Genomic DNA, 20,882 nt, shown 5'->3' on the forward strand with positions numbered 1-20,882 from the left:
TTAGTTTTATCAATTTTTACTCTGAGCTAAAAAGCATGTTTCGGTATGATCCCATACCATGCCTGTTGCTTGCATAAAGGCATAGCAAATAGTTGGACCAACAAATTTAAACCCACGGCGCTTTAAATCTTTACTCATCCGTTCAGATTCCTCGGTCACAGCTGGAACCTCTTCGAGTGATTTCCAATGATTTACGATAGGCTTTCCACCAACAAACTTCCAAATATAAGACTGAAAGCTACCAAATTCCTCTTTCACCCGTAAAAAGGCTTGGGCATTCGTCACAACAGAACGCACTTTTAATTTGTTACGGATGATCCCTTCATCTGTAAGCAATTGCTCCACCTTTGTTTCGTCATACTTGCTTACTATTTCTGGTTGAAATTGATCAAATGCTTCTCTATACTTCTCTCTTCTTTTTAAAATAGTAATCCAGCTTAATCCAGCCTGAGCACCCTCTAAGCAAAGCATTTCAAATAATTTCCTATCATCTTTTACTGGGACGCCCCATTCTACATCATGATAAGCAATATAAAGGGGATCTTCAGTCACCCATCCACAACGTTCTTTTTCCATTCTACTCTTCCTTCGTTTCAATTTCATTTTCGTCATAAGATATCCAATCACTAAAACTACCTGGATATAGTTTTACATTTTCATAGCCTGCCATTTTCAAAGCAAGTACATTCGGACAGGCTGAAATACCAGAACCACACGAGACAATAATTTGTGTGTCCTTTGATAAGTTTGAAAATTGATCTTTTAATTCTATGTCTTTTTTCCAAGCTCCTTTGGAATTAAGCACATTTTTCCAAAAGTAGTTTTTAGCGCCTGGAATGTGTCCAGCTTTATGGTATAGTGGCTCTTTATTCCCTAAGTATCTTTCTCTTTCTCGAGAATCAATTAATATCGCCGTATCATTCTCCAGTTTCTCCCTTACTTCTTCTATGTTAGCAGTCTGTCCCTCAAGGATAATAGGCCGAAACAATTTAGAGTCTAGCTCAGGCATCTGATCCGTAATATCGTTTCCTTGTCTAACCCATTCGTTATAACCACCGTCTAAAACATAAGATCTTTGATGTCCTAGACTGTGGAGAAGCCACCATAGTCTAGAAGCGAACATTTCATTTTCCTGGTCATAGATGACTACGGTCGTTTCATGATCAATTCCAATTTTCCCTAGTTTCCTAGAAAAGGCAGTCATATCAGGAAGGGGGTGCTTACCACCATGCTTTTCTGGCTTGCTTGAAAGATCTTTTTCCAAGTCCAGATAGACAGCACCAGGTAGATGATCCTTTATATATTGCTTTCTCCCCGCCTCTGAATCTGTTAATTGAAAGCGTACATCCACGATTACCGTATTGTCTTTATTATTCTCATTCTCCAAGCGTTTTTTCAATCGTTCTACACTAATAATATAGGACATTACTACCCCTCCAGTGGGTTATATTTTCATCAAAAATAATTTATCTTATTCGTTTATTTTAACGTAATGCGGAACCTAAACCAACTCCTGCTGTTAATTTTCCTGAAATAAGAAAGTATAGACCATCGTTCTTTCAATGTTCAGATAATCCATGATACGGTATACTAGCAATATATCTAAATTTTAAAACAGGGGGATGAATACATTGAAACAAGAATTGATAGATCGCTTTATTACCTATGCGAAAATGGATACACAATCGAATGAACAAAATGAGGAAACCCCCTCTACCCAAGGGCAATTTGAGTTAGCCAACCTTTTGGTAAAGGAATTAAGAGAAATTGGTCTAGTGGATGTAACAGTTGATGATAATGCCTATGTGATGGCTACATTGCCTGCTAATACGGATAAAGATATTCCAACCATTGGATTTCTAGCCCATCTTGACACCGCCACAGACTTTACGGGTAAAAACGTAAATCCACAGCTTGTCGAAAATTTTGATGGCAATAGCTTAACGCTTAACGAAGCATTGAATGTTGTGCTTACTCCTGAGGATTTTCCAGAGCTACCATCCTATAAGGGCCATACATTAATCACAACAGATGGAACGACCTTACTTGGAGCTGACAATAAAGCTGGAATTGCAGAAATTATGACAGCAATGCATTACTTAATTGAACACCCGGAAATAAAACACGGAAAAATCAGAGTGGCTTTTACACCTGATGAAGAGATTGGAAGAGGGCCTCATAAATTTGATGTAGAACGTTTTGATGCAGATTATGCGTATACGGTCGATGGCGGTCCGCTTGGGGAATTACAGTATGAAAGTTTTAATGCAGCCGGCGCCCGCGTTACTTTCTACGGGAATAGTGTTCATCCAGGAACAGCCAAGGGCAAAATGGTGAATGCCGGAAAGATGGCTGCTTCTTTCATCTCAAAGTTTCCCGAACAAGAAGCACCGGAGTATACCGATAAATATGACGGCTTCTATCATTTAATTTCCGTTTCTGGTGATGTAGAAAAGGCTGAAGTAACCTACATTATTCGTGACTTCGATAGGGAAAAATTCGAGGCTAAGAAAAAGACATTCGTAAAATTCACAGAGGAAATCAAAGAAAAATTCGGTGATGAAAGTATCAAATTAGAATTAAAAGACCAATATTACAACATGCGTGAGAAAATTGAACCCGTGATGAAAATTGTAGACATCGCACAGGACGCTATGACTAACCTAGGGATTAAACCGATCATCCAGCCTGTCCGTGGTGGCACAGATGGATCCCAGCTTTCATACATGGGTTTACCAACACCAAACATCTTCACTGGTGGTGAAAACTTCCATGGGAAATTCGAATATATTTCTGTAGAAAATATGGAAAAAGCTTCTAATGTTATTGTGGAAATTTGCAAATTATACGAAGCACAATAGTGTTTTGGAATAGAGGCTGGGGTTAGGTACGCTACGCCCTAGCCTCTTCCATCTTTTCCCGAATAAACAAGGAAAAGATAGAGCCAATACAAAGGATACCTGCAAGCATGAAGCAACTAACCATAAAGCCAAACGCTTCAAAAAAAGATACAGCAAGCATTGGGCCAAGAGTTGCTCCGATAAAAAGAATGAAAGCATACATAGAAGAAGCAGTCGCTCTCTCTTCTCCTCCCCATTTTCCAATTAACAGCATAATAACCGGGAACGTGAGCGAGATCCCAGCAACAAAAAGAATACTCATGATAGTAATTAGAAAGGGATCTGAAAACAACCCCACCCCAATTAATCCTATTACACTCATAGAAAGACTACCTCGTAGTGTTACCGTAGCACCAAATTTTCTCACAAAATATCCTGAACTGAAGGTAATAACCATTCCTATAAACCCAGCTGATCGTATGACTAAAAGGTGTTGATCTGTCAGGAAGTATGGCGCGTTTTGTAAGTATCCTCCTAAAATCGTATACATTCCTATAAATGAAAGAAGCAAGACGCTTGTGACGACATAGCAGTAGAGGAGAATTCTTTTTTTGAAAAGCCGTCCTATCGATTGTGGATATTGCCTTAAACGGAAGGGGTTGATTACCCTCTGCTCTTTAGGAAAGACCAATAACATAATAAGAAAGATACCAAAATACATTGCTCCAAATGCGAAGAAAATTGCATGCCATGAATAATATTGCTCTACAACCGTTGCAAAGATTTGACCGAAGACCCCTGCAGTCACATATCCAAAACTAATAAAACTGATGGCGGTAATGCGTTGACGCTCCTCAAAAACCTGGAAAACGTAAATTAGTGCGTTAGGAGCAAAAGAGGCTGCAAAAAATCCTTGCAATGCTCTAAATAAAAGCAAGGTCTGATAATCTTCAGCAAGCCCACTTAACCCAGTAATTACACCAAGGATTATTAAGCCTGTCATCATGGTACGTTTAGATCCATAGCGCCCCCCAATAGGACCAAACACTAAAAAGCCCACAGCATAAAATAGAGAAAAAATGCTCGCTGCCCCTGCTGCTTGCGTACTATTAATCTGAAAACTCGCCATCAATGCTTGCGTCAATGGTGTCATAGTATAAACACTTGACACTACGGCTAAAGCACAAAAGAAGAGAATAGCAATCATAGCAGCTTGCCACTTTCGTGAAATGTCCATAGGCTTCCCCCACCCGTTTTTGTACTAATTCAGCCTATGCCTAAGTATGTCATGTGTTACTACTACTCTTTTCAACACCATTTAAAATTTACTTTATTATTCTATATAAAAAATGGAATTAATAGATTTATTTATCACATATGCTCTGCACTAGGTTCATATATTTAATTAATATATAAAACCAAGCTAGGGAGAGTTTATGATGTTAAAAAGACTATGTATAGCTCTAGCAATACTTATGGTTATTTCCGGTTGTTCTTCTAATAATAAAGAGCCGCAAGAACAGCAGCATGATAACTCTTTAGACAAGGTAGAGTCAACCACTACCCAAGAGTTAGAAGAAGAAATTACTGCACCCAATGGGACGCTACAAAAGAAAGACCAGGGAGAAGAGGTTACCTCTTTGCAAAAAGCGCTAAGAGAAATAGGCTACACCATCTCTGATAATGGAGTTTACGATGAAGCTACTACTTGGGCTGTCACAGACTTGCAGTTACAATTTGAAGAAACACCAGTATCCGGGGTTTATAATGAAGCTACTCAAAAAATTCTAAGCATAGTGTTAGAAGATGCCGAAGCAAAATTCCAACCAGGAAAAGCACTTCCTAAAAAAGCTGAATCAACGACCACAACATATGGGACTCCGATTATAAGCAATCCATATGATCAGCTTGCATTGGTAAATAAAGAATATGCGCTACCTGGTGATTACTTGCCAGAAGACTTAGTGACACCTAACGTCCGCTTCCCATTCACAGAAGACCTACCTAAAAAGCAGATGCGTCAAATAGCTGCAATAAAATTAGAAAAATTATTTAAAGCCGCAGATGAAGCGGGTATGGATTTATATGCACAATCAGGATTTCGCTCTTATGATAGACAACATGCCATATTTGCTAGTAACGCAGCAGAGCATGGAGAAGAGGCTGCCAACAATTTCAGTGCTAGACCGGGTGAAAGTGAACATCAAACTGGCCTAGCAATGGATGTAACGAGTCCTGAGATGAATTTTCAATTAAACACGGAATTCGGTAAAACAGATGAGGGTATATGGGTAAAAGAAAATGCAGCTCAATTTGGGTTTATCATACGTTTTCCTGAGGGGAAAGAAGAGATTACACAATACCAGTATGAGCCGTGGCATATCCGATATGTTGGAGAAAAAACAGCAAAAGAAATCATGGAACAGGGCATAACCCTAGAAGAATATTTTGAAGAATAAGTATGACAGCCTGTTCTAATGGAACAGGTTTTTTTATTGACTACATCACCTAATAAAAGTCTTTATAAGCAAAGGTCAGGGGGTCATTAAGAGGCCACTAGCTAATTCCCTCTGCCCTTTCTCTTTCCACTTGGTCAATTTGGCTATCTAATTTTCGGATGCGCTCCAATGCAACCTGTTCATCTATTTTCTTATAATGATGGTTGCCACCAGCCTCTTCATCGGCTTCATCAGCCATATTCACTACTTGTTGCAGTGGCTTTAACTGCAACTCTCCTTCCGGTAAATAGGAGTCCGTATGGAGTAAAATTGCGACAGCTATTTCTTTAGCTGCCATTCGATCCTCCCCAATTCTGATTAGCAACTTGTGGGCACGGCTCGCCCCCTTAATCGCATGTATATCATTTTCCTTATACAAATCATAATCCCATTCTCCGTCTCTATACCATGTGTAATGTCCAACATCGTGCAACAGTGCTGCCTTAGTGGCATGGTCTGTATTGACATTATATTTTTTGGCAAACCTAAAGGCATATTCCGCGACTGATATGGCATGTGCAACACCAGAACGCTTTAAATACTTTTGCGTAATTGGATGGCTAAATACCTCTTCCAAGGTGACTTTCCTCATATCTTTCACTCCTTTCTTACACGTCGGTAATGTATATAAAGTAAAACTTCAATCAAAGAGGGTTTTCGCTCTTCCCCAACTGATTGTTTGGTGAACGAATCGGGGTGGTAGCGTCCGTCTCCTCCCACTAAAAACTGTTTCACTTCATGTTTTAAATGGGAGTTTTACGGACGGTTACTCCGGGATAAATTTTTATGACTATAGCATTTATAAAAGGCTTTTGCAATAGATTAATTACCTAATTTCTACTGTTTTAAACAATCCCCTCCTCTACGTGATTATTTTTGATTGTTTTTGATTGATTCTGGTTGATTTTTGCAATCGTTTACCTTATAATTTGGATGAATCAATCGTACTGGAGTGATCCAATATGCTAACAATGGAAAGACAATCCATAATTGTGGATCTCCTCAAGGAAAAGCAGACTGTTACTATACAAGAAATGATTGACGTAACAAAAGCTTCGGAATCCACAATACGCCGTGACTTAACAGAGTTAGAGAAGAAAAAAATGTTAACAAGAATTCATGGTGGTGCTACAAGGACGGAGCAAAAGATTCGTGAAATGAGCATTTTGGAGAAATCCACCAAAAACCTTCAAGATAAAAAAAGAATTGCACAGCATGCCGCTTCTTTAGTAGAAGATGGAGATTGCATTTTTCTTGATGCTGGCACGACAACTTTTCAGATGATTCCTTTTTTACAGCACAAAGATATAGTGGTTGTTACAAATGGTTTAAATTTGGTTGAGCGTTTAATGGAACATGAGATATCTACCTATTTAACAGGTGGCAAAATAAAAACAAAAACGAGTGCGCTTATAGGTCAAAAGGCAATAGAGTCGATTAAAAGCTATCGTTTTGATAAATGCTTTCTTGGTGTAAATGGCTTTGATTTAAAATTTGGCTATACAACACCAGATCCTGAGGAAGCAAGTATTAAACAGATTGCAGGAAACTTTGCCAAACGTGCATATGTACTGGCAGATCATTCCAAGCTAAACAAAGTTAACTTTGCAAAAATTGGTGACTTGGAAGAGGCTACCTTAATTACAGGGAATTTACCCGAAAATATAAAAAGCGAACTTACCGCAATGAAAACAGTAGAGGTGATACACATATGATATACACATGCACCATGACACCATCCATCGACTACACTACCTACCTCCCCGCCTTTCAAAGCGGGACGTTGAATAGGACAAGCGAGGTCTATTACTATCCAGGTGGAAAAGGAATTAATGTTTCTAGAGTTCTTCAGCGACTAGGCATCGAAACCACGGCGACCGGCTTTGCTGGTGGTTTTACAGGAGATTATGTAATGGACTTCCTGAAACAGGAAGGCGTACACGCAGATTTCATTGCGACCAAAGACATTACAAGGATTAATGTGAAAATCAAAGCTGATACAGAGACTGAGTTAAACGGTCCAGGACCCAATATTACCGAAGACCAGTTGGCACAATTAACAGCTAAACTACAATCCCTTACGAAAAAGGATTGGCTCGTTCTGGCTGGTAGCCTGCCCAATTCCATAAAAATAGAAGACTACCGACGTATCTTGGCAACATGTCGCGAAAACAACGTTCCTTTTGTACTTGATACCTCAGGGCCAGCATTAAAAGAGCTTATTAAGGAAAAGCCTTTTCTCATTAAACCAAATGAACATGAGCTGGGCGAACTTTTCAATGTGACAATAAACTCCAAGCAGGATGCCATCATTTATGCTAAAAAGCTCGTTGAAAGCGGTATTCAAAATGTAATTGTTTCCATGGGCGGAGAAGGTGCGATTTTGGTTAGTGCTAACCATGTATTAACTGCATCAGCCCCGAAAGGAAAAGCAATTAATACAGTTGGTGCAGGAGACTCTCTAGTTTCCGGCTTTCTAGCCTCTTATGTAACAAACAACGACACGATGGCTGCTTTTAAATACGGTGTTGCAACAGGAAGTGCAACTGCCTTTACGACAGATTTATGTACAAAAGAAGATGTGGAACGGTTATTGAACGAAGTTAAAATTGAAACAGTAGAATGGATGTGACGAACATGAAAATCACAGAATTGCTTAAACAAGAGACCATTATTCTTGATTTACAGGCAAATACGAAAGAAAATGTCTTAACCGAGCTAATTGGACAGCTTGATCGTGCTGGAAAATTACATGATAAAGAGAAATTTAAAGAAGGAATTTTCGGGAGAGAGGAACAGAGCACAACGGGAATTGGTGAAGGTATCGCCATCCCTCATGCTAAATCAGCTGCAGTTAAAGATCCGGCAATTGCTTTTGGTCGTTCTGCCGAAGGAATTGATTATGATTCACTTGACGGGCAGCCTGCTCACCTTTTCTTCATGATTGCAGCAAGCGATGGCGCAAATAACGCACATTTAGAGGCACTTTCTCGCTTATCTACCTTTTTGATGGATGAGAAGTTCCGTAGTAAAATATACGACGCTACCTCAGTTGAACAAATACTAGAGGCAGTAAACCAAAAAGAAGCAGAGCTTGAAGAGCCTGAAGAACCTATGACAGAAGCTCCTGCAGATTCTAAAAAAATTCTTGCTGTAACAGCCTGTCCTACAGGGATTGCGCATACGTATATGGCTGCTGAAAAGCTTAACGAGACAGCAAAAGAAATGGGAATTAACATCAAAGTAGAAACAAACGGTTCAAGTGGTGTTAAAAACCGTCTAACAGAGGAAGAAATAGCAGAAGCTGACGCAATCATTGTCGCAGCTGATACAAAAGTAGAAATGGCTCGTTTTGATGGGAAGCATGTGATTCAAACACCTGTTGGGAAAGCACTTCATGAATCTAACAGCTTGCTAACACGAGCTGCTGAACAAGATGCTCCTGTGTACAAACATGAGGGCGGAAAAGATGAGTCCTCCGAAAAAGAAGGTAAAAATGGCTTTTACAAGCATTTAATGAATGGTGTATCCAATATGTTACCATTCGTAGTTGGTGGTGGTATCTTAATCGCCCTGTCCTTCTTCTGGGGAATTGAAGCAACCGACCCAGACAGTGATAGCTACAATGCATTCGCAGCAATGTTGAAGACCATTGGTGGTGATAAAGCGTTCTTCTTAATGGTACCAGTTCTTGCCGGGTTTATCGCCTCAAGTATTGCCGAGCGTCCAGGATTTGCTCCAGGTATGGTCGGTGGTCTGATTGCAATCACGGTGTCAGGAGCAGACGGTGCTGACGGAGGTTCTGGTTTCCTCGGTGGTCTGATTGCCGGTTTCCTTGCCGGTTATGTAACGCTATTTGTTAAAAAGGCATTCTCTAGATTGCCTAATGCTTTGGAAGGCTTAAAACCTGTTTTATTCTTCCCGTTATTTAGTATCGCAATAACCGGGCTTATTATGATGCTGATTAATCCACCACTTACTCAGGTTTATACTGGTATATCTTCCTTCCTAGAGGGAATGGGTGGAACAAACCAAGTGCTTGTCGGTATTATTTTAGGCGCGATGATGGGCTTTGACCTTGGTGGTCCAATTAACAAAGCAGCTTATACATTTGGTATCGCTATGCTTGATGCTGGTAACTATTCATTTATCGCAACCGTAATGGCAGCTGGAATGGTTCCTCCACTAGGTATGGCCATCGCCACAACCTTGTTTAAGAACAAGTTTAATAAAACAGAACGTGAAGCAGGAAAAACAGCTTACGTGTTAGGTGCCTGCTTCATTACAGAAGGTGTTATTCCGTTTGCAGCAGCCGATCCGGCTCGCGTTATTCCATCTGTTATGTTCGGCGGAGCAGTAACAGGAGGTTTGACCATGTTATTCAATATCGGGCTTCAAGCCCCACATGGTGGAGTTTTCGTAATCGGCCTTGTCGAAGGTGGATTTACACAAGCCTTACTTTATCTACTTGCTATTATACTTGGTGCTGTCGCAGCCGCAATATTGGCAGGCGTTCTCAAAAAGAGAATCGTTTAATAATCCAGAAAGGGTGCCCCCTGTGTCTCAAGAGATGTAGGGGCACCCTTTTTACGTTTTAAGATATTTTTTAGTTACGACTATTCGTAAGTAATTTTCATATCCCCAGTCTTTATCCAGCCTTTCCGGCGAAGCGTTTCTGAAATAATTAGACTAATAAGCGCCGGTGCAATGAAATGTAACAGAAGAACACTCCAAAAAATCTCTGTAGAAAAACCCATCGACTCAAAGGTCATAATTTGCCCGACCAAACCGCTTGTACCCATGCCAGCCCCCGAAGCATTATTAGTTAATTGCAGCCACACTGTAGCAATAGGTGCTAGAATCACTGCTGTAATGGTAGGTGGAAGTAAAATGATGGGCTTTTTAATAATGTTAGCCACCTGTAGCATTGAAGTACCAACTCCTTGTGCGATAAACCCACCAAAACCATTTTCTCTATAGCTCGCAGTTGCAAAGCCAATCATATGTGCAGCACAACCAATTGTTGCAGCACCTGCTGCCAGTCCGTCCAAGGATAGCATAATGGCAATTGCTGCAGAAGATATGGGAGCTGTTAGTGCAAACCCCATCAGAACCGCTACTAATATTCCCATGATAAACGGCTGTTGTGTGGTTGACCAATTGATGATATCACCAAATCCGACCATAAATGTATGTATTGGTGGTCCGATAAAGGAGCCAACCAGAAAGCCAGCAACAATGGTTACGAATGGCGTCACGATGATATCAACCTTCATTTCCTTATAAACGATCTTACCAAATTCAGTTGCCAGTAATGCCGTTACATAACTCCCAGCTGGACCACCTAATTCTGCTCCATAAGCCCCGGCAAACAGTACAGAAAACAATACAAGCGGTGGAGCTTTTAGTCCATAAGCAATTGCGACCCCTATTGCACCACCCATTATCTTGGTATCCATTGCAAAGGTGCCCATTTCTGCCATGGAGGCTCCTACCCCTGGCAATAACCCACTTATAAGTTCCTCACCAACCGTTTTTATAATGAGGCCAATAATTAAAGAGGAGAACAATCCTAATGCCATGTAACTTAAAGCAGTAAGAAGATATTCTTTAACGGATAGTGTGACCCCTTTTCTAGTTAAAAAAGCTTTCATTATTTCACTCCCCTTCCTTGTGAATAATATCACATTTACATAAATAGAAAGCCCTTTCTCTTCTTTTATTATTACGGGGAGTCAACTATTTATCAAGACTTTTTTTAGCTCTCATAAAAAAAGGAGGAGTGTTGCTTTTCCTTATTTATTCCGATACAATTAAATGAAAACTATTATCAATTACGGACATACAAAATCAGGAGGCATAAAATGAACTCAACAGATAAAAAGTCTGCCCTGGCAAAAGCTATCCGGGAGCGTCGGTCAGTAAAAAAAGGCTATAATGATAAGGCAGTAACAGAAGAAGTTATTTTGGATTTGCTTGAGGATGCTGTGTGGGCACCAACTCACGGCATGCGTCAACCATGGCGTTTTATCTTTGTCGGTCCTGAACGACTAGGATCCTTCGCAAAAAAAGTCGCTTCTACCTACCCAGAGGAACGCCAGCAAAATCGTGAAGATTACCTTAACGAGCCAAATGCTATCCTTGTTGTGGTAATGGATGAACCTGAAATCCCAAAGCAATGGGAGGAAAATTACGGTGCAGTAGCTTCCATGATTCAAAACTTCTGGTTGCTTGCATGGGAGAGACAACTTGGTGCCGTGTGGAAAACCAACCCACATATTTATGATCCGAAAGTTAAAGAAATTCTAAACGTAGGCGACGAAGAAAAGATTGTTGGATTTATTCATTTAGGGTATTTTGATGAACATCCTGCATTAAAAGAACGTCAGCCAGTTACACAAAAATTCACTCGTTTTTAAGCGATAACTTCATATGCGTATTAAAGACATTCATAATAAAATGGCACCAACGTTAAGGGGGACAACCCTTCCTCATTGGTGCCGTTTATTTATTTCTGGTCTTACTGGTGGTGTGCAAATTGATTGTTCTTGTGTTTATTTGCTTAATGGGAACTTCCATATTAGCAAGTTTATTTTATTTTATAGTTTTGTATCCTTATTTTAGTTTTATTGGATTTATAACTGTTTCTATTATTTACTTCTTTTGCTTTCTAGTTTTTGCTGTCCCTGTCCAGGTATGGTTAAGAAAAAGACCTAAACGTTTTTCTATTAACCATCTTCTTATTTACTTTTCAGCCGCTTTCCTCGTAACAGCAATATTATTCTTAATACATGATAATCCTGATTTTGCTTCAGCGTTTTTGTTATCTTCTTTTCATGCTTTTGTTTTTTGGTTGTTAGACTCTCTCATTTTACAGTATAAGAAGCTTTGAGAAAGAAGCATTCTATTTTACCTCTATTTTGTCTATTCCCAAACCGTACTTTTTAACTGCTGGTCTTCTTCATAGCGTTCGATAGCTAGTTCAATTAGCTCTGTAATAAGGTCAGTATATGCAAGACCACTTATTTCCCATAGTTTAGGATACATACTAATCTTCGTAAATCCTGGTAAGGTGTTCACTTCATTTACGACAATTCTACCTTCGGCGGTTAAGAAGAAGTCTACTCTAGCCAACCCTTCACACTGTAATGCTTGAAATGCTTGAATTGCTGTATATTTTATATCTGAAGCAATTTCTTCATCAAGCTTTGCCGGAATAGAGAGTTCCGCCCCCTTTTCATCAATATACTTCGATTCATACGAATAAAAATCACTTTGTGGTAGTATTTCACCAAGCTCTGAAGCCTTCGGTGCTGCATTTCCTAACACGGCACATTCAATTTCACGGCCGAGAATCATTTCTTCAATGACAATTTTGTGGTCGTATTGAAAAGCCGCTTCTACTCCAGATATAAATTCCTCTTTCGTAGTAGCCTTTGTAACCCCAACAGAAGACCCCTGGTTTGCCGGTTTAATAAAAAGTGGAGTACCTAACGCTTCTTTTATCTTTTCAAAGGAGATGCTATCCTTGTTAGCCCGTGTGTAAGAAAATCCTTTGGCAACCTCTATCCCAGCATCCTTCAGTACTACCTTCGCAATAGCCTTATCCATACAAATTGCTGATGACAATACATTTGGTCCAACATAAGGAAGATTGGCCATTCTTAGCATTCCTTGCAAACTACCATCCTCACCTAACGTACCATGTACAATCGGGAAAATTACATCAAGCTGTTCTAGCGGAGTGGCATCACCTGCTTTTACCAGCTGGTCACTCCCTTTCCCAGGAACTACCGCAACAGAGGCGTTTGATTTATTTAACTCTATTAATTTAGGATTTTCTTCATTCAATAAGTATGATGACGCATCATTTAAATGCCATTGTCCTTCTTTATCTATACCAATAAGAACGACTTCAAATAGTTCTTTATTAATGGCATCTACTATATTTTTAGCAGATTGCAAGGATACTTCATGCTCTGCTGATTTCCCTCCGAAAACAATTCCAATCTTCTTCTTTTCCATCAATCTAACATCCTTCCATTCCGATATATTTTTACCATACCACAAGAAGGCTTGGGAGAACTAGAAACTATATCCGAAAAACTTTCACAAAAAACACCTTGACTTTTAATCCCGTTTCTTTTATCATTATTTTCAATCAACTTAATCTAATGAGCGTTGAAGAAGAATAGTAACCTAGTTTGAACACTTGCAGAGAGCTGATGGTCGGTGAGAATCAGTGTGGACATTTAGGTGAATGGGCTTCTGAGCTTCCAAACCGAACCAGTATGCAGTAGGCTTTGGCGAACAGGTCTCATCGTTACACGAGACGAATATTGGGCATGTGCCCGATGTTGCTAAAGTGAGCTGTTTTTCAGCTAATAAAGGTGGTACCACGGTCCCTCGTCCTTTTCGGATGCGGGGCCTTTTTGTTTGGAATAGAATATATAAATCGTTTATGTAAGAGAAGTAGTTATACTGAAGTCGTTTCAGAGAGCTGGGATAGGTGGGATCCAGCACGAATAAGTATACTGAATGGACTTACAAGAGGTTTTCTGAACTTGATTTCATTAGTAGGAAAACACGGAGTTCCGCCGTTACACGGATAGGATATCGATCCCTTCATTTGGGTTTCCGTATCTGAACAAGATGAAAAGAGAGAAAGTCTTTTCTTTTCAACAGAGGTGGCACCGCGGTCACAATCGTCCTCTATAAACGCAGTATTTCTGCGTTTATAGGGGATTTTTTTATGAATTCACATAAAAAATGCCAATCTAAGGAGATGATGACAATGAGAAAGAACGGAAAGCATGCCAACTATACGTTTTTAAAAATAAATGCTGATACTCATACACCTATTTCTATTTTTCAACGACTACATGGGACAAAGAAGATGCTTTTGGAAAGCTCCTTCAAACATGAAACGAAGGGACGGTATTCCTACATTGCCTGCAGTCCTTATAAAGAGGTCCTCGGTCATAACAATGTCACAGTGGTAAAAGAAGAAGGACACCCTGATGAGGAAGTTGTTCAGGAAGCACTCACATATTTGAAGGAAAACCTTCCTCACCTGGAAGCAAGCCTGCCTGTCCCCTTTCAAGGTGGAGCGATTGGTTACATCGCGTATGATGCGATCCGCCAGTTTGAATCGATAGGAGAAGCGCCAATGGATGAACTAGAGATGCCGGACATTCATCTCATGCTCTATAAAACGATCATCGCATTCGACCATCGAAATGAAGAGATCTATTTGATCGCCATGAATCCAGACCAGGAATCCGAGTACGTGTTGAATGCAAGGCTTGAAGACTTAAGGGAACGTTTAAGTTTGCCTTTTCAAGACCCGGAGATAGATCAACAGACTATCAACTTTCAACCAGAAATCTCACAGGCTAATTTTGAAGAAAAGGTTAGAGTCGCCAAACAGCATATTGAGCGAGGTGACATCTTCCAAGTAGTTTTGTCCCAGCGCATGAACGCAACGATGGATGGCGAACCCTTTTCCTTTTACCGTAAGTTGCGTAAAGCAAATCCATCACCCTATATGTTTTATATCGACTTTACCAATTACGTTCTGCTAGGCGCTTCACCAGAAAGTTTAATTCAAACAAGAGGAAATGACATCCTGACAAACCCGATAGCAGGTACAAGACCAAGAGGAACAACAGAAGAAAAAGATCAGGAGTTGATGGAGGACCTGCTGGATGACGAAAAGGAAATTGCAGAACATCGGATGCTTCTTGATCTCGGACGAAACGACTTAGGACGTGTTTGCGAAATAGGCAGTATCACACTCCCTACCTTTATGAAGGTCGAAAAATACCAGCATGTCATGCATATTGTTTCAGAAGTTAAAGGCACATTAAAGCAGGGATTATCCAGTATCGACGCCCTTATCTCTTGTTTACCAGCAGGCACCGTTTCTGGAGCACCTAAAATCCGTGCCATGCAGATTATAAACCAATTAGAGGAAACGAAACGCGGGGTTTATGCAGGTGGGGTTGGCTATATCGGCTTTAACAAGGACATCAACATTGCACTTGCCATCAGGTCCCTTGTGGTAAAGGATGGGATAGCTTCTTTGCAAACAGGTGCAGGGATTGTGCATGATTCCATACCAGAAAACGAGTTTGCAGAAACATTAAATAAAGCAAAATCACTCATGGAGGTGGCCAACATTGATCTTGTTACTGGATAACTATGATTCTTTTACGTACAACGTTTATCAATATGTTTCCCAAGAGGCCAAAGAAGTGGTAGTGGTTCGTAATGATGAAATAACGATTCGAGAAGTAGAGCGTTTGGAACCTGAGGCGATTATTATTTCCCCTGGGCCTGGCCTCCCGGCAGAATCGGGCATCTGCCTTGAACTTGTTTCCCATTTTCACCGAACGATTCCGATTCTAGGTATTTGCTTAGGCCACCAGGTAATTGTAGAAGCACTTGGTGGCACTTTAAGACAGGCCAAACAACTAAAGCATGGCAAAACGTCGCTTATCACACACAGATCATCCGGGCTGTTTCGTTATCTAAGTCAGCCACTTGAAGTCATGCGCTATCACTCTTATGTGGTGGAGAAGGAGACATTACCTCATTCATTGCAAGTCACGGCAGAATCCTTGGAGGATGGAGAAGTTATGGCAATCCAACATAACACCCTCCCCTTATATGGTGTGCAATTCCACCCAGAATCGATTGGCACTACAGAAGGAAGAAAAATCATCCGCAATTTTTTAGAGGAAATAAGAAAGGAGTCTTATTATGAAGAAATTTCTAGAGAAACTAATTAACCAAGAAAATTTAGCGACAGATGAGATTCAGATTCTTATGAATTCATGTATAAACGGAAATGTAACGGATGCTGAGATTGCTTCCTTTCTTACAGCGTTACGAGTTAAAGGTGAAACGCCGGAAGAAATAGCTGGCATGGCTGAAGTGATTCGTAGCCACTCAACATTTCACGGAACCCGTATAGCGAATGTTATGGATAATTGTGGCACAGGCGGTGACCAATCCAACAGTTTTAACATTAGTACAACGGCAGCATTTGTTATTGCTGGTGCCGGCATCCCTGTCGCCAAGCATGGGAACCGAAGCATTTCAAGCAAGACAGGTAGTGCTGATGTATTGGAACATTTAGGAGTTTCACTCTCCTTTTCCAAAGAGCATGTAGAAGAAATGCTTGCCCAAAACAATATTGCTTTCCTCTTTGCACCACATGTACACGCGGGATTAAAGCCTTTTATGAAAGTTCGTAAAGATCTTGGCCTTCCGACTGTATTTAATGTGATTGGCCCACTAACAAACCCTGTTCAGCTTGACTCACAGTTACTCGGTGTCTATCGAAGGGATATGCTTCCCATGTTGGCAGAAGCTTTGAACCAACTCGGGCGTCGCAGAGCGCTTGTTATAAACGGTGCCGGCTTTATGGATGAAGCATCTCTTGCTGGTGAAAACCATCTAGTCCTCTTGGAAAACGGGAGCATTACCCCTTTCACCCTTCACCCAGAGGAGGTTGGGCTTCCGGTTGTTCCAAACGAAAGAATCCAAGGTGGTAGTGCTGCTGATAATGCAGAAATAACCAAACGTGTTTTAAATGGAGAGCCTGGCCCTTATCTGGATACGGTTATATTAAATGCCGGTTTAGGAATTTATGCAAATGGAGCTGCTAACACGATTCACGAATCTGTTGAGCTAGCAAGAGAAAGTGTTCAATCAGGGGCAGCACTATACTGTCTGGAAAATTTGGTTTACTACAGCAAAAAACTTACAAGCGGGGTGGTCTCATGACAATTTTAGAAAAAATCATAGCGCAAAAAGAAAAAGAAGTAGCTATATTGTTAAATCAAACGTTTGATCAAGTACCTTCCACAAGGCAGGTGACACCACTAAGCAAAGCACTCCTTACTTCTGACCGCCTTGGGATTATTGCAGAAATAAAACGTTCCTCCCCATCGAAAGGGGAAATTTCCGCAACAGTCGATCCTGTTGTACAGGCAAAACAATATGAAGCAAATGGTGCCTCGGCTATATCCGTTCTGACTGACAAGACATTTTTCAATGGCTCTATAGAAGATCTTCAGGCAGTAAGCAATGCTGTGAACCTCCCTATTCTGTGTAAGGATTTCATTATTGATCCTGTCCAAATAGACCAGGCAAAAGCAGCCGGGGCGACAATCATTTTGCTTATCGTAGCAGCACTAAATGAGAAAAAACTAAATGCCCTTTTTAACTACGCAAAAGAGCGGGATCTTGAAGTGCTCTGTGAGGTACATGATGAAAAGGAAATGGAAATAGCAAACAAACTGAAACCTGATTTAATCGGAATTAACAATCGAAATTTGAAAACCTTTGAAGTAGATCTTCACACAACAGAACATTTAGCCAAACTTGCCAAGCCAGGTTCCTTTTTAGTAAGCGAAAGTGGGATGAAGTCGACTTCAGATGCGAAGGTGGCCGCAAAAGCTGGAGCTCAAGCCATTCTTGTCGGGGAGACATTAATGCGTTCCGAAGATCTGGTAGCGACATTCCAATCCTTACGAGTCCCTAAACCAATAGAAGAGAGTAAAGAAAATGCTCGTTAAAGTTTGTGGAATTCAGACAGTACATGCTGCAAAGGTTGCAGTAGAAGCTGGAGCAGACTTTATTGGTTTTGTGTTCGCCGATAGCAAAAGGAAAATTAGCCCCAAAGACGCTGCCTTGATTGGGAGCCACCTCCCCCCTTCTGTTAAAAAGGTTGGTGTGTTTGTAAATGAAACAAAAGAGGTGATGGAGCAGATAGCTGAAGAGGTAAACCTTGACTATATTCAACTTCATGGAGATGAACCAGCTTCTCTTGCTAGAGAACTATCTTCCCCGGTGATTAAAGCTTTTTCTGTAGGAGGTAGCAACGCGGAGGAGATGAAAGATTATCCTTGTGATTATTATTTACTAGACAGTCCTGTTGGTAAATACCATGGTGGAAATGGCAAAACGTTCGACTGGAGGATAATAGAGGAATTAACGTTTAAGCCTTCTAAATTTATTCTTGCAGGTGGACTGACACCAGAGAATGTGGGCCAGGCAATACAAGTGGCTAACCCACTTGGCGTTGATGTATCAAGTGGTGTAGAAACGTTAGGCGAAAAAAACAGTAAAAAGATACAGGAATTTATTATAAATGCAAAGCGAAAGGAAGCGATCAAATGACAACCTATACGATGCCAGATGAAAAGGGAAGATACGGGAACTTTGGTGGAAGGTTTGTACCAGAACTACTCATGCCTGCACTACTTGAATTAGAAGCTGTCTATGAGGAGGCAAAACAGGATCCAGCATTCCGAGAAAGCTTAGATTATTACTTAAAGCAATACATTGGCAGGGAAACCCCTCTATATTTTGCTGAACATTTAACTCGGAAGCTGGCAGGTCCACAGATTTATTTAAAACGTGAGGACCTGAATCATACTGGTGCCCATAAGATTAATAATACTATCGGTCAGGCGCTACTGACAAAACGAATGGGGAAACGAAAGGTTGTAGCCGAAACAGGTGCCGGTCAGCACGGGGTTGCTACCGCTACGGTTTGCGCCCTCCTAGACCTTGATTGCATTGTGTTTATGGGAGAAGAAGATATTCGCAGACAAAAACTAAACGTGTTTCGAATGGAATTGCTTGGCGCTGAAGTTCGCAGTGTCTCACAGGGAAGCGGTACCTTAAAGGATGCTGTAAACGAAGCATTGCGCTACTGGGTAAATAATGTGGAAGATACTCACTATATCCTCGGTTCCGTTGTGGGACCACACCCTTTTCCACAAATCGTACGTGATTTACAGTCTGTTATTGGCAATGAAACCAAACAACAAATAGTAGAACAAACAGGCTCCCTACCTGATGCAGTGATTGCCTGTGTAGGCGGTGGAAGCAATGCGATGGGTATGTTTTACCCATTTGTCGAGGAGGATGACGTGAAGCTTTATGGCGTTGAGGCTGGGGGTGCTGGGCTTGAAACAAAACAACACGCTGCCACCCTATCAAGCGGAAGTGTCGGTATTCTTCATGGTACGATGACACATTTGCTTCAGGATGACCATGGGCAAATTGAAGAAGCATTTTCCATATCTGCTGGTCTTGATTATCCCGGGGTGGGGCCAGAGCATAGCCATTTAAATGAAACAAAACGAGTGAACTATACTTCGATCACTGATGAAGAGGCACTAGAAGCGTTTCAGATTTTATCAAAAACTGAAGGAATTATTCCAGCACTCGAAAGCGCGCATGCTGTAGCTTACGCCCTAAAGCTCGCTGCAGAAATGAGTCCACAGGAAAAGCTGGTCATCTGCCTTTCCGGACGTGGCGATAAAGATGTGGAGCAGGTAAAAAACACATTGGAGGTAAACTAAATGGGAAAAGCAAAGCTGGAGAGCTATTTTAACCAAAAGCAATCTAATGGGGAGAACCTTTTCGTACCATATATCATGGCTGGAGATGGTGGTCTGGACGTATTAAATGAGCGGATTCTTTTTCTACAAAATTGCGGAGCAGCGGCAATTGAAATAGGAATTCCTTTTTCCGATCCCGTGGCCGACGGACCGACTATTCAAGCTGCAGGATTACGAGCATTGGAAAACGGTACTACCATTGCTAATGTTCTGCAAGTATTACAGATTAGTAAAGAAGAACGAAATGTCCCCATCATCTTAATGACATATATAAACCCCATTTACCGTTATGGTATAGCATCCTTTGCCCAAGATTGTGCCGAGGCTGGGGTTGATGGTGTAATTGTACCAGATATTCCAATAGAGGAAGAGAAGTTCATTGCAGATGCTTTCTACGAATCCTCCTTGGCCTTTATTAGACTGGCAGCCCTCACAAGTAAAGAAGATAGACTAAAAGAAATTGCAAAGAGATCAGAGGGCTTCCTGTATGCTGTATCGGTCACTGGCACAACTGGAGCCCGTGAAGCATATGTCGAAGAAGTGAGAGCTTATTTGGAGATGCTTAAATCCTACAGTTCAGTACCTGTCCTAGCTGGGTTTGGCGTTTCCACTGCTGAGCAGGCACAAACATTAAGCAGCTATTGTGATGGCGTTATTGTTGGTAGTACGATTGTTGACCTCTTTCATCGAGGGGACATCGAAGGTATACAACAACTGATTGTAGACAGTATACACCCAGTAACGATTAGAAATTAAAATGGTTACAAAACGCTGTTAATGCGGGCCTTTATGTTAGGTGAAAGCTAATGGTACTACGGAAAAATTGTGATGATTATGTGTTCACAAACTTTAAAGATATTAAGATGCCAAAAGCTTGTTTGAACCTTATATGACGTGCATTTTTACTGGATCTCTTTATTCTTTTGCACGTCATAGTCTGCATGACGTGCATTTTTGCTGGATCTCTTGCTCTTTTTGCACGTCATAGCCCGCATGACGTGCATTTTTACTGGATCTCTTTATTCTTTTGCACGTCATAGTCTGCATGACGTGCATTTTTGCTGGATCTCTTGCTCTTTTTGCACGTCATATCCGCATGACGTGCATTTTTACTGGATCTC

At 40.9% G+C, this 20,882-nt stretch carries 20 protein-coding genes and 2 other annotated features; of the genes, 14 read left to right on the forward strand and 6 right to left on the reverse strand.

All coding sequences use genetic code 11. The features are described from left to right. Window positions 1-9 precede the first annotated feature (9 nt). Complete coding sequence (locus BN985_RS00700; protein WP_042220492.1) at window positions 10-576, reverse strand: DNA-3-methyladenine glycosylase I; 567 nt, start codon at window positions 574-576, stop codon at window positions 10-12. A 1-nt stretch (window position 577) separates the two neighbouring features. Then, the gene (locus tag BN985_RS00705) at window positions 578-1,426 is read right to left on the reverse strand and encodes a sulfurtransferase (RefSeq protein WP_042220493.1); all 849 of its coding nucleotides are present in this window, start codon (window positions 1,424-1,426) and stop codon (window positions 578-580) included. 205 nt (window positions 1,427-1,631) lie between these two features. On the opposite strand from BN985_RS00705, the gene pepT reads away from it, so the two are divergent. Next, the gene (gene pepT, locus BN985_RS00710; protein WP_042220494.1) at window positions 1,632-2,861 is read left to right on the forward strand and encodes a peptidase T; all 1,230 of its coding nucleotides are present in this window, start codon (window positions 1,632-1,634) and stop codon (window positions 2,859-2,861) included. A 31-nt stretch (window positions 2,862-2,892) separates the two neighbouring features. Here pepT and BN985_RS00715 read toward each other — a convergent pair whose 3' ends face one another. Then, on the reverse strand, window positions 2,893-4,077 hold the full coding sequence (locus BN985_RS00715; RefSeq protein ID WP_042220495.1) for an MFS transporter: 1,185 nt from the start codon (window positions 4,075-4,077) through the stop codon (window positions 2,893-2,895). A gap of 202 nt (window positions 4,078-4,279) precedes the next feature. Here BN985_RS00715 and BN985_RS00720 point away from each other — a divergent pair, with 202 nt between their 5' ends. Then, window positions 4,280-5,299: a D-alanyl-D-alanine carboxypeptidase family protein gene (locus tag BN985_RS00720; protein ID WP_042220496.1), complete on the forward strand. Its 1,020-nt coding sequence runs from the start codon at window positions 4,280-4,282 to the stop codon at window positions 5,297-5,299. 97 nt (window positions 5,300-5,396) lie between these two features. Here BN985_RS00720 and BN985_RS00725 read toward each other — a convergent pair whose 3' ends face one another. Further along, entirely contained in the window at window positions 5,397-5,930 is a 534-nt protein-coding gene (locus BN985_RS00725; RefSeq protein WP_042220497.1) for an HD domain-containing protein, read from the reverse strand. 370 nt (window positions 5,931-6,300) lie between these two features. On the opposite strand from BN985_RS00725, the gene BN985_RS00730 reads away from it, so the two are divergent. From BN985_RS00730 to BN985_RS00740, 3 genes are read left to right on the forward strand one after another with little or no spacing between them, the layout of a single operon-like run. Then, window positions 6,301-7,053 carry a DeoR/GlpR family DNA-binding transcription regulator gene (locus tag BN985_RS00730; protein WP_042220498.1) on the forward strand — a complete coding sequence of 251 codons (753 nt, stop codon included), beginning with the start codon at window positions 6,301-6,303 and terminating at the stop codon, window positions 7,051-7,053. Continuing rightward, window positions 7,050-7,970 carry a 1-phosphofructokinase gene (pfkB, locus tag BN985_RS00735; RefSeq protein WP_042220499.1) on the forward strand — a complete coding sequence of 307 codons (921 nt, stop codon included), beginning with the start codon at window positions 7,050-7,052 and terminating at the stop codon, window positions 7,968-7,970. Before BN985_RS00730 ends, pfkB begins: the two co-directional genes overlap by 4 nt. Window positions 7,971-7,975: 5 nt before the next feature. After that, on the forward strand, window positions 7,976-9,874 hold the full coding sequence (locus tag BN985_RS00740; protein WP_042220500.1) for a PTS fructose transporter subunit IIABC: 1,899 nt from the start codon (window positions 7,976-7,978) through the stop codon (window positions 9,872-9,874). Window positions 9,875-9,954: 80 nt separating this feature from the next. Here the strand turns inward: BN985_RS00740 and BN985_RS00745 are convergent, their stop codons facing one another. Then, the gene (locus tag BN985_RS00745; RefSeq protein ID WP_042220501.1) at window positions 9,955-10,992 is read right to left on the reverse strand and encodes a PTS transporter subunit IIC; all 1,038 of its coding nucleotides are present in this window, start codon (window positions 10,990-10,992) and stop codon (window positions 9,955-9,957) included. Window positions 10,993-11,202: 210 nt separating this feature from the next. On the opposite strand from BN985_RS00745, the gene BN985_RS00750 reads away from it, so the two are divergent. After that, entirely contained in the window at window positions 11,203-11,757 is a 555-nt protein-coding gene (locus BN985_RS00750; RefSeq protein ID WP_042220503.1) for a nitroreductase family protein, read from the forward strand. Window positions 11,758-11,903: 146 nt separating this feature from the next. Beyond that, window positions 11,904-12,230 carry a UPF0715 family protein gene (locus BN985_RS19545; RefSeq protein WP_408634670.1) on the forward strand — a complete coding sequence of 109 codons (327 nt, stop codon included), beginning with the start codon at window positions 11,904-11,906 and terminating at the stop codon, window positions 12,228-12,230. 32 nt (window positions 12,231-12,262) lie between these two features. On the opposite strand, the gene ddlA is transcribed toward BN985_RS19545, so the two are convergent. Continuing rightward, the gene (gene ddlA / locus BN985_RS00760; protein WP_042220506.1) at window positions 12,263-13,363 is read right to left on the reverse strand and encodes a D-alanine--D-alanine ligase; all 1,101 of its coding nucleotides are present in this window, start codon (window positions 13,361-13,363) and stop codon (window positions 12,263-12,265) included. Window positions 13,364-13,510: 147 nt separating this feature from the next. Beyond that, window positions 13,511-13,755, forward strand: a binding site (T-box leader). Window positions 13,756-13,787: 32 nt separating this feature from the next. After that, window positions 13,788-14,054, forward strand: a binding site (T-box leader). Window positions 14,055-14,132: 78 nt separating this feature from the next. On the opposite strand from ddlA, the gene trpE reads away from it, so the two are divergent. Genes trpE through trpA form a run of 7 tightly spaced genes read left to right on the forward strand, consistent with a single transcriptional unit; the run spans window position 14,133 to window position 20,517 of the window. Next, on the forward strand, window positions 14,133-15,539 hold the full coding sequence (gene trpE / locus BN985_RS00765) for an anthranilate synthase component I (protein WP_042220508.1): 1,407 nt from the start codon (window positions 14,133-14,135) through the stop codon (window positions 15,537-15,539). Next, entirely contained in the window at window positions 15,520-16,131 is a 612-nt protein-coding gene (locus BN985_RS00770; protein ID WP_042220509.1) for an anthranilate synthase component II, read from the forward strand. The genes trpE and BN985_RS00770 overlap by 20 nt, the downstream gene beginning before the upstream one ends. Next, on the forward strand, window positions 16,103-17,131 hold the full coding sequence (trpD, locus tag BN985_RS00775) for an anthranilate phosphoribosyltransferase (RefSeq protein ID WP_042220511.1): 1,029 nt from the start codon (window positions 16,103-16,105) through the stop codon (window positions 17,129-17,131). The genes BN985_RS00770 and trpD overlap by 29 nt, the downstream gene beginning before the upstream one ends. Further along, window positions 17,128-17,925 carry an indole-3-glycerol phosphate synthase TrpC gene (trpC, locus tag BN985_RS00780; RefSeq protein WP_042220512.1) on the forward strand — a complete coding sequence of 266 codons (798 nt, stop codon included), beginning with the start codon at window positions 17,128-17,130 and terminating at the stop codon, window positions 17,923-17,925. The genes trpD and trpC overlap by 4 nt, the downstream gene beginning before the upstream one ends. Then, the gene (locus tag BN985_RS00785) at window positions 17,915-18,529 is read left to right on the forward strand and encodes a phosphoribosylanthranilate isomerase (RefSeq protein ID WP_042220513.1); all 615 of its coding nucleotides are present in this window, start codon (window positions 17,915-17,917) and stop codon (window positions 18,527-18,529) included. The genes trpC and BN985_RS00785 overlap by 11 nt, the downstream gene beginning before the upstream one ends. Next, window positions 18,526-19,722 carry a tryptophan synthase subunit beta gene (gene trpB / locus BN985_RS00790; protein ID WP_042220514.1) on the forward strand — a complete coding sequence of 399 codons (1,197 nt, stop codon included), beginning with the start codon at window positions 18,526-18,528 and terminating at the stop codon, window positions 19,720-19,722. Before BN985_RS00785 ends, trpB begins: the two co-directional genes overlap by 4 nt. After that, a complete protein-coding gene (gene trpA, locus BN985_RS00795) occupies window positions 19,723-20,517 on the forward strand; it encodes a tryptophan synthase subunit alpha (RefSeq protein WP_042220515.1) in 795 nt (264 codons plus the stop codon). The last annotated feature ends 365 nt before the right edge of the window (window positions 20,518-20,882 follow it).

Origin of the sequence: Oceanobacillus manasiensis (genome assembly GCF_000724085.1) — a bacterium.
Classification (GTDB): Bacteria; Bacillota; Bacilli; order Bacillales; family Amphibacillaceae; genus Oceanobacillus_B; species Oceanobacillus_B manasiensis.